Raw genomic sequence first — 270 nt, 5'->3', positions numbered from 1 at the left:
CCGTCAAGCGCTACCATTACGAGGCACAGGCTCAACTCGAAACCCACCTCGGCGACGTCATCGCAGCCTGTAATTATACGCGCCGACTCAAGACGCTGCTGAGGTGCCCCTAGATTTGTAGACGCTTTGCCCCCTAACTTTGAGGCTAGGAGGCCGACATGGGGACAAGCGATTACAGCGACGAGTTCAAGCGGGATGCGGTGCATCAGATCACGGTGCGGGGATATCCGGTTCGGGAGGTGTCTCGGCGTTTGGGCGTGAGCACGCATT

At 58.5% G+C, this 270-nt stretch carries 1 protein-coding gene; it reads left to right on the top strand.

All coding sequences use genetic code 11. From position 1 onward, the window contains the following. Window positions 1-158: 158 nt before the first annotated feature. Window positions 159-270 (top strand): transposase (locus ACH107_RS33830; protein WP_412509926.1); only part of this gene is annotated, 112 nt, incomplete at its 3' end.

The sequence above is a fragment of the Roseovarius halophilus (ex Wu et al. 2025) genome, from assembly GCF_047086965.1.
Note: the sequence above shows the minus strand (reverse complement) of the source record. Positions and strands in the feature narration are given on the sequence as shown.